6 protein-coding genes are annotated in these 8203 nt (G+C 32.6%); 1 reads left to right on the top strand and 5 read right to left on the bottom strand.

The annotated features are described in order from the left end of the window. Window positions 1-71: 71 nt before the first annotated feature. From BFA01S_RS19765 to BFA01S_RS19750, 4 genes are all read right to left on the bottom strand, one after another. Window positions 72-746 (bottom strand): ABC transporter ATP-binding protein, encoded by a 675-nt coding sequence (locus BFA01S_RS19765; RefSeq protein ID WP_066234990.1) that lies wholly within the window; start codon window positions 744-746, stop codon window positions 72-74. Between the two features lies 1 nt (window position 747). Continuing rightward, complete coding sequence (locus tag BFA01S_RS19760; protein WP_066234987.1) at window positions 748-1782, bottom strand: FtsX-like permease family protein; 1035 nt, start codon at window positions 1780-1782, stop codon at window positions 748-750. 189 nt (window positions 1783-1971) lie between these two features. Beyond that, a complete protein-coding gene (locus tag BFA01S_RS19755) occupies window positions 1972-2949 on the bottom strand; it encodes a hypothetical protein (protein ID WP_066234982.1) in 978 nt (325 codons plus the stop codon). Window positions 2950-3162: 213 nt separating this feature from the next. Next, complete coding sequence (locus BFA01S_RS19750) at window positions 3163-3780, bottom strand: cell wall hydrolase (protein WP_235843079.1); 618 nt, start codon at window positions 3778-3780, stop codon at window positions 3163-3165. A 316-nt stretch (window positions 3781-4096) separates the two neighbouring features. Between BFA01S_RS19750 and BFA01S_RS19745 the strand changes: the two genes are divergently transcribed. Beyond that, window positions 4097-4693 carry a GNAT family N-acetyltransferase gene (locus BFA01S_RS19745; protein ID WP_066234979.1) on the top strand — a complete coding sequence of 199 codons (597 nt, stop codon included), beginning with the start codon at window positions 4097-4099 and terminating at the stop codon, window positions 4691-4693. 906 nt (window positions 4694-5599) lie between these two features. Here BFA01S_RS19745 and BFA01S_RS19740 read toward each other — a convergent pair. Next, complete coding sequence (locus BFA01S_RS19740) at window positions 5600-7837, bottom strand: YcdB/YcdC domain-containing protein (protein WP_066234976.1); 2238 nt, start codon at window positions 7835-7837, stop codon at window positions 5600-5602. Window positions 7838-8203 lie beyond the last annotated feature (366 nt).

Genomic DNA, 8203 nt, shown 5'->3' with positions numbered 1-8203 from the left:
CGTAAAGGTCCGATTGGTTCAACTAACTATCATTGGGGGATGAGGAAACCCCCAATGATAGAAGTTTCACTTTACAAGACTTGTCCGTCACTCATTTTGATTATATGGTCAGAGTAAGAGAGCATTTCTTCGTCATGTGTCACCATTAAAGTAGTAATATTTAAGGTTTTCGTTAAATTTTTAATTAACAGCATAATATCTTTAGATCTCTTGGAATCTAAGCTTGCTGTTGGCTCATCTGCGAACAGCACTTTAGGTTTATGAATAATTGCACGGGCGATAGCAACCCGCTGTTTTTCTCCGCCTGAGAGGGAAGAGGGGTAGGCATTCTTTCTGTGATCCATTCCAACTAATTTTAAAATCTCATTAACTTCTGTTTTTTGTTCATGTTTCTTTAATTTTGATTCAGAAACATCAAGCATGAGCATTAATTGTTCTTCTACTGTAAGAAAGGGAACGAGATGTGCAAATTGAAAGATGAATCCAAATTTACTTGCCCGTATTTTTCGGATTTGTTCTGGACTCATCGTAATCATATCTTCACCTTCAAATAGTACTTGTCCATCTGATGCAGGCTGAAGGCCTGCCGCTATTGTAAGAAGGGTACTTTTACCGGAACCTGACGCACCTACTAACGCTGTTAATTCTCCACCTTTCAGGGACAGATTAATTCCCTTTAAGATTTCTTCTTTCACTTCACCATTAATAAATGTTTTTCTTACTTCATTAATTGTAAATACATCCATATTAAGCCTCTCCTTGCTGTATTGCCTGTAATGGCTGGATTTTTTTTATTTGTATACCGGAAACCGTAGCTCCAATAAATCCGATTATGAAGAAGATAATAGATAATTGTACAGTTGTTTCAGCAGTTAAACTGAACGGCATTCCTTCGGGTGCAAACATATTAAAAACCTGGCTCAGTACAATAGATATTCCAAGTGCAATTACTGTAATGACGATCATTTGTGTCCACATCATTTTAAATAATGTACTTGTTTTTACACCAATTGCTTTTAAAATACCGTACAAGCCGATTTTTTGAACGTTCATCATGTAGAAGAAGATAGCAAACAGCATTCCGCTAATAACAACTAAAAACCAGACAATCATATTTAAAGACATCTGTTCCGCGTTATAGCTTGGAATCGTATTGAGAAATTCTTTCTTTGAAAATCCCTGTAACCCGGTGAATTGCTGTGAAGAATCTCCATTCGGTATGAAAATTAACTGCATTTCTTCGACACGGTATATTTCTTTGTAATCCTCCATGTTTATATAAGCAGCAGGAGCATGGCTGTATTTCTTCTGATCGACAAAATCTTTTACAATAAACTTGCCGCTAAATTGATTATTAGTAAGAATATCTCCGACTTGTATACCTTTTTCCTGCAGGGAACTGTCCAGTATGACTTCCCCATGTTTAACATTTTCGAATAATTTCGAGTCAGTAGATGTAACGAAGGCAACACTTTGTTGCTTGCCGGCTTTATCATTTAAAAACCCCATCTGAATGGAAAATGCCGCAGCATCCTTCTGTGCATTTAATATATTATTTTGAGTCTTGCTGTCTATTTGAGATAAATTATAAGTTTCATCCGCATCTTTATTCATGTAAAATTGTCCATCCGGCAAATCCTTAATTAATGCAGCATTGTCCTGTGATAATCCGTTTGCCAAACCGGAAATAATGAATGTAAGCAAACTGACTAGAAAAACAATGGAACCAAGTATGGCAAATCTCCCTTTGTTTTTCTTCATTTCTTTCCAAGCGATATTCATAATAAATCCTCCAGTCTCTTTTTGATATTCTTATCTTACATCTCTTATATGAACGGAAAATGAACAGGAGATTACATTTTGCCGCAGGCGTGAGTGTGGTCTGCTGATAATATAATAGAAGGAAATAGGGGAGGGATAATAAAAAATAAAAGAACAGGCTTCATGCCTGCTCTTTTATAGAGTAGAGAATTAGTTGATAGATATTACTTCAGAATCTTTTATTTGAGATAGGACAGAATCTTCTTTAGCTTTTAAATTTTGCTGGATTGATTGAGGAAGTGGAGCATATCCGCCTGCTTCTTTAATTTTAACTGCTCTTTCTTTTAATCGCTCTAATGTTGCCAATCCTTGTTTCGCACTTTCGATATCACCTTTTGCTATATGATTGCTAATAACATTTAATAGGCGATATTGTGAAATTTCATAGATTGTGCGTTCAATTATTACTTTTGCAGGAATAACATGAACATCATTTAACTTCTGGCGATTTTTAGATCCTGAAACTTTACCAATTCTCTGTTGAGCAAGCTTCACCTGTTTTGTCAAATGATCATATATTTCATTCATCTCGGCAAGATTTCCGGCATTCATAGCCCTGCTGTATTCATCAACTCGTGAATCAACAATGAATCCTTGTATCTCAGCTTCGATTTTGCGTAATTCAGCATTAATAGCAGGCGGCAGTTCTTTATAACCACCCGTTTGTTTAATATAGGCTGCACGTTCTTTTAATCGTTCAAGCTTTAACATCATATTTTCATACTCAGCTGCATCTGGTCCTATACCGTATCTCCAATCTAAAAGGAGGAGCATTAAACGATATTGAGAAACTTCATAAATTACTCGTTCAATCGTTACTTTTGCAGGTACTAAATATGTCGCTTCTAGTTTTTTGCGATTAGTACTCCCTGATACTTTCCCGATACTCTGTTCAAGCTTTTTCACTTCTGGCAGTAAGAGATCATAATCAATATTTACTTTTTTTATGATTCCTTGATTAATAGATGTGTTTAATAAAGAAGTAATAGCTTTTACCTTTTCTCCCTGTTTTACTGCTGCATCATAGTTTGAAACGGTTTGGGCAGAAACAGGTTGTTCCGTACTTAGAAAATGAACTGGTGTTAATAATAAACCAGCAATAACAATAGATGAAACAGTTATTTTCAAAATAATTCCTCCATTTCTATTTTTATTCCAACTTAGACAATTATATCAAAGTTATTTTCTGAAAAAATGGAACTTTTATCTTATCTTCCATACGTTCAAAATGACTAATAATAAATAAAAAGATCGGATAAGTACTATCCAATCTTTTTATTTTGCAACGCAGTTATAATATGAAACTATGAAATATATTTTCAATATGTATGTAAATTAGTTTTACTTTGCAAACAAATGATTACCTATTCTAATGACGGTTTCTCTAGTGAAAATCCATTTATTTGTTGCCAGGCGCGGATTATAATAATAAACCGAACCATGAGTAGGATCCCAGCCTTTTAATGCATCAATAACAGCCCGGTAAGCATAGCTGTTTGGCGTCAAATTATATTGACCATCATGTACAGCACTAAAAGCATTTGTCTGGAAAATGACATCATGAGTATTTTTAGGAAAACCGGTTGCTGACACTCGGTTTAAAATTACCGCAGCAACAGCTACTTTTCCTTCATAAGTTTCTCCTCGTGCTTCTCCGTGAACAACTCTTGCCATCATTTCAATATTCTTTAATTTTTGCTGAGTTTGTGATCCGGCAATTCCATCTTGTGATAGGCCAGAATCTTGCTGAAGCTGTTTTACTGCCTGATCAGTAATAGAGCCGTAATATCCTGTTGGCTGACTGTTAAGATAGCCCATCTTCTTTAAATTTTTCTGTAAGTCATAAACTGCTTGTCCTTGATCTTCTTTCTGCAAAATTTCTTGAGCAGAAATTGAATCTGATATAACAAACATGCAAAAAATAAAAACAGCAAACGACATGTTTATTTTTAATATCAAATACACCACACCTTTCTGTTTAATTTGCGACTATTCTACTCTATCACAAAAGAAAAATAGATTTATATTACATAAGTTCTGTTTTTAACCATGTCTAAATAAGGAAAAGACTGTTATTTTATAACTTTAAAATAGTATAACGACAGTTTTATCATTGATTCTTATATTGGATGGTTCATTTTACCTTATTTAAAATGGTGACAAAATAACTCCACAGTTTTCAGCCTTTTATTAGTTGGAAATAAGTAAGAAAACTATATTACAGAAGGATTTCAAAATATTAAGTGATAGTTAATCATTTAGGATGTGGTATAAATTGAATACTTTTTTTCAGAAAGATATTTTCCTCGAGAATTCAAAAGTGAGACTTGTTCCTTTTGATTTAAAGCATAAAGAAGGTTTCAGAAAAATTATTTTTGATGAATCTATATGGACGTATATGGGCGTATCTATTCGTACAGAAGCTGATTTAAATACATATATAAATACTGCTTTACAAGAGAGATTACAAGAGAAGTCTTATCCTTTTATTATTATTGATCAGAAAACAGAAAATATTGTAGGAAGCACCAGACTTGGCAATATAAATTTTCATAATAAAAGGCTGGAAATAGGATGGACTTGGTATGGAGTCGATTTTCAAGGAACAGGATTAAACAAAGCTTGTAAATTTGAATTATTAAGTTATATTTTTGAACACATGAAATTTAACAGAGTTCAATTAAGTGCAGATATAGATAATATTAGGTCTCAAAAAGCGATTTTAAAGTTAGGAGCAACACAAGAAGGAATTTTCAGAAGTAATTATGTAGATCAAAATGGAAACAAAAGAGACGATGTTTATTTCAGTATTATTTCAGATGAATGGGATGATATTAAGGTGAAATTTTTTAAAGAACTAGCATCTATTTAGAATAAGGAATTGTGATTTTGTCTAAAGGGGGCTAATTAAATTGATTATTATCGATACTGTGCGAGACTTACATAACGAGGGAAAGGATAAGGGATTTATCAAATCAGCGCGAGTCATTGGCTAAGTTGTTGGATATTTAAATCAATATATTTAAGGTACTGAGGAAAATTGAGAAGCAGGGTGATAAGATGATGAAACTAATGTTTATTCTTGCAACCTTATGTATTCCTTTTTTTGTTTATTTCAATCAAGGAGCTACTGCAATCTTATCTTCTTTATTTTTTATATTTCTTGGGGCATTTTTTAGTAAGCCGAGATTTAGAAAAAAGAAAATTTAAAGTAATCTAGTACAGTTTGAAGAAATGGGGGAGACTAGTTGGAAAAAGTAAAAACTCATCCATTCATATTTTTAGGTTTATTTTTTAGTTCCATATCAATGTTAATGTATGCCTATAAAAACTATGCTAAAAGGAAAACGGGTATATATTTTTGGAAGCTGGATCATATTCTCTTTATTTCTTTCATTATATATTTGTTTTAATAGTTTACCCGTTCATGATGAATATTTTCCTAGTATACATGATTATATAAACATTTTATTGTTTCTTGTTGCTGGAGTAATAGTATTAAGCTCCATAAGTTATATCTCAATTCTGTTTATAAAAAATAAAAAAGTGAAAATTATCTTAATTATGATTTAAATTTTACTATTTTTAATGATTTTTAATTATTTATATAGAATGATATTATCAATATCAATCCTTACATCATTGGCTCTTTGTAGTATTACGGTAATAGGTTTAATACATTTTTTATGTTCTTACTGGCTAATTAAAAAGATATGATGGCAAAATTAGATTAACTAAAATTAAAGCCGCCCGTAAAACGGGCGGTTGTTTACTTGATTCAAAATCCGTAATAATTCATATATCTGCCTTTTTTATATGCTTCATGAGCTAAAAGAACATCAGATACTGCTAATTGTGCATATGTTACTTCTTGCTTAGGATTAAAGTTATTATTAGTAGCTGGTAATAATCCTAATGAGTGTGCTAATGCAACAAAGCCAGTGTTTTTAGCTTGTACATCTTTTGCATCTGCAAAATCAAGTTTATAAATATTTTGATTTTTTGCTGCCTGTTCTAGTCCTAATGTCCGTATGTACCAAACCGCTAATTCTTCTTTTGTCAGGCGTTCATTTGGATCAAAAGTGGTATTTTCTCCTTCAAGAATACCTAACACAACTGCACGTTCAATCACTTGATATAAAGGGTGATCAGGATTAATATTTTCAAATGTTTGACTCGTATTGTTTTCGTCATAGTATCCATAGAACGGAGTAAGGGACTTGACGATAACTTCAATAGCAGCACCTTTTGTCACTTGTGCATCCGCATTAAATGTATTTACATCCTCAATATTTAAAATTCCATTATTAATAAGATGATTCAGCTCTTTCTCTGCCCAAGGGTGTGAAACAACTGGCTGATCACTCTTTTTGTCAGTATTACTATTCCATTCACCTGTGTTTGCATCTAAGAAGCTGTACAGATTCTTATTGAATACAGGTGTATATACAAGAGAATAATGGTTGTTGTCTGCTCCAGCTTCTGCTTTTACATACTGAAGCTCTAAGCTTAACTGTTTAAAAAATTCATCTGTTGCTTTATCTTTAGAAATGGCTTTTTCGATGGACGGCCAGTTTTCAATACTTGACTGATTCACGTTCAGACCTTGTAAAGAACCATCTGCAGATATAGTAACAGAAATTTCATTACCGCTTACGAGAATACCATTTACTACTCTTGGAAAGCTGAGGTGGAAACTATTTGTTTCATTTGAAAAATATGCTTCTCCTGTTGGCATTGCATAGTTATGAAGATAAGAAGGTGAGAATTGTTTTAAGTATTTAACAGCTTGATTAAGAGCCTCTTTACTAGAAATCGTATTTCCCTCTTCTTCATTTGTACCAATTTCCCCTAGTATATCGTTCTTCATATCATGATATTGAATAATTTCACCTGTCTTTTTATCCAGTTCCAGACTAGTTCCAGATCCACCATTATGATATTCATACATATACTGAACACTAATGACTTCCTGACCATTGTGATTTTTTGTTTCATCAACTGATTCAATTCTTAACTTAATTTTATCGGAATCAACTTTAAGTAATTTTTCAGCAAATGCCTTTGCTTCTTTTAAAGAAAAATTAGTTTGTGCCGGTTTGATAGGTTGAGAGGAAATAAGCTCAATTTCTTTCTGTTTTGGCGGCTCTGTAGATAATCCGTTTACCGTTTGCCACTTACCAGAAAGAGCATGTACACCGAGTACTTCACTAATTGGTTGGTAAACAAGTTTCACATGTCTGTCACCTGTTTGATAATCATAATCTATTCTATATTGTAAATTAACGGAAATATTCTCTTTGATCTTCGAAATTATTTCATTTTTAGGTAAAGCTTTCGTTATATCATCATAGGAGGAAGAGGCAATGTCGCTTGAATTGCGATAAAAATTACTGACTTCTCCATTTCCTAGCACTGTAATTTGAATCTGTTGGTCTGAAATAGATACTTCATTTTTTGTGCGAACGAATGAGAATGAATAACGGATTGGCTCTGTCAGTGTTTGGTTACCTGGATAATAGTCGGAATAGCTGTTATCTAGCTTATATTCATTGTTTCCAGGAAACTTCTTTAAAAATGTTTGGGCAATTTCTTTTGCTTTTTCTTCTGTTACTTTTGCTGGGAATAAAGCATCTGCTGCGTTTGCTGGCTGATAATAAAATTGATCAATTTCTAATTTATCACCAACAAATCCAACACTTCCATATACTTCCTTACCTTTTATGATTTTTCCAAAGCTTAAGCCATATCGAACAGTATCATCATTAGGGAAGTAATGACCACTATCCATATGGAAGTCACTATCTTTTAAGAAATCAAACTGATTAGGAAAGAATTCCTTGAATTTCTTAATAAGATCCTTTTTTGTAACAACTTCTTCTTCTTGAATGATTCGAATTTGTGTATTGTCCTGCTGCTCATTTAATAATGATGCTGCGCTGGCTTGTGGTGCAAGGAGTCCAATGGACAGGCCAGTAGACAGTGTTAATAAACCTAATTTCTGTAATTTCTTCAAAATAATCCCCCTTATTTTCAAAATATTTTCTAATTATACACTATATTTACATAATTGGTAAGCTAATATTTAGATTTATTACAATAATATGTAATTTAATAGTGATTATGGTAATGTGATTTTGATAGATAAAAAAGACTATCCCACAAAGAAAAATATAAACGGTACTCTTATAAAGCGACAGAGAGAACCAGGAAAAATAGCAATTTAGGAGGAGAGATTATTTCTATTAAAGGTACTTTAGTTATCTAAATATTATATATACATTGGAGGAATTTCGATGAGAACTTATAAAGATATTATTGAAAAAAATATATAAAAATCCTCGTGATTATAAAGTGAAACTTCCATCAGTGGGGGTTTTTC

Source organism: Metabacillus fastidiosus NBRC 101226 (assembly GCF_001591625.1).
In the GTDB taxonomy this organism is placed as follows: domain Bacteria; phylum Bacillota; class Bacilli; order Bacillales; family Bacillaceae; genus Metabacillus; species Metabacillus fastidiosus.
Note: the sequence above shows the minus strand (reverse complement) of the source record. Positions and strands in the feature narration are given on the sequence as shown.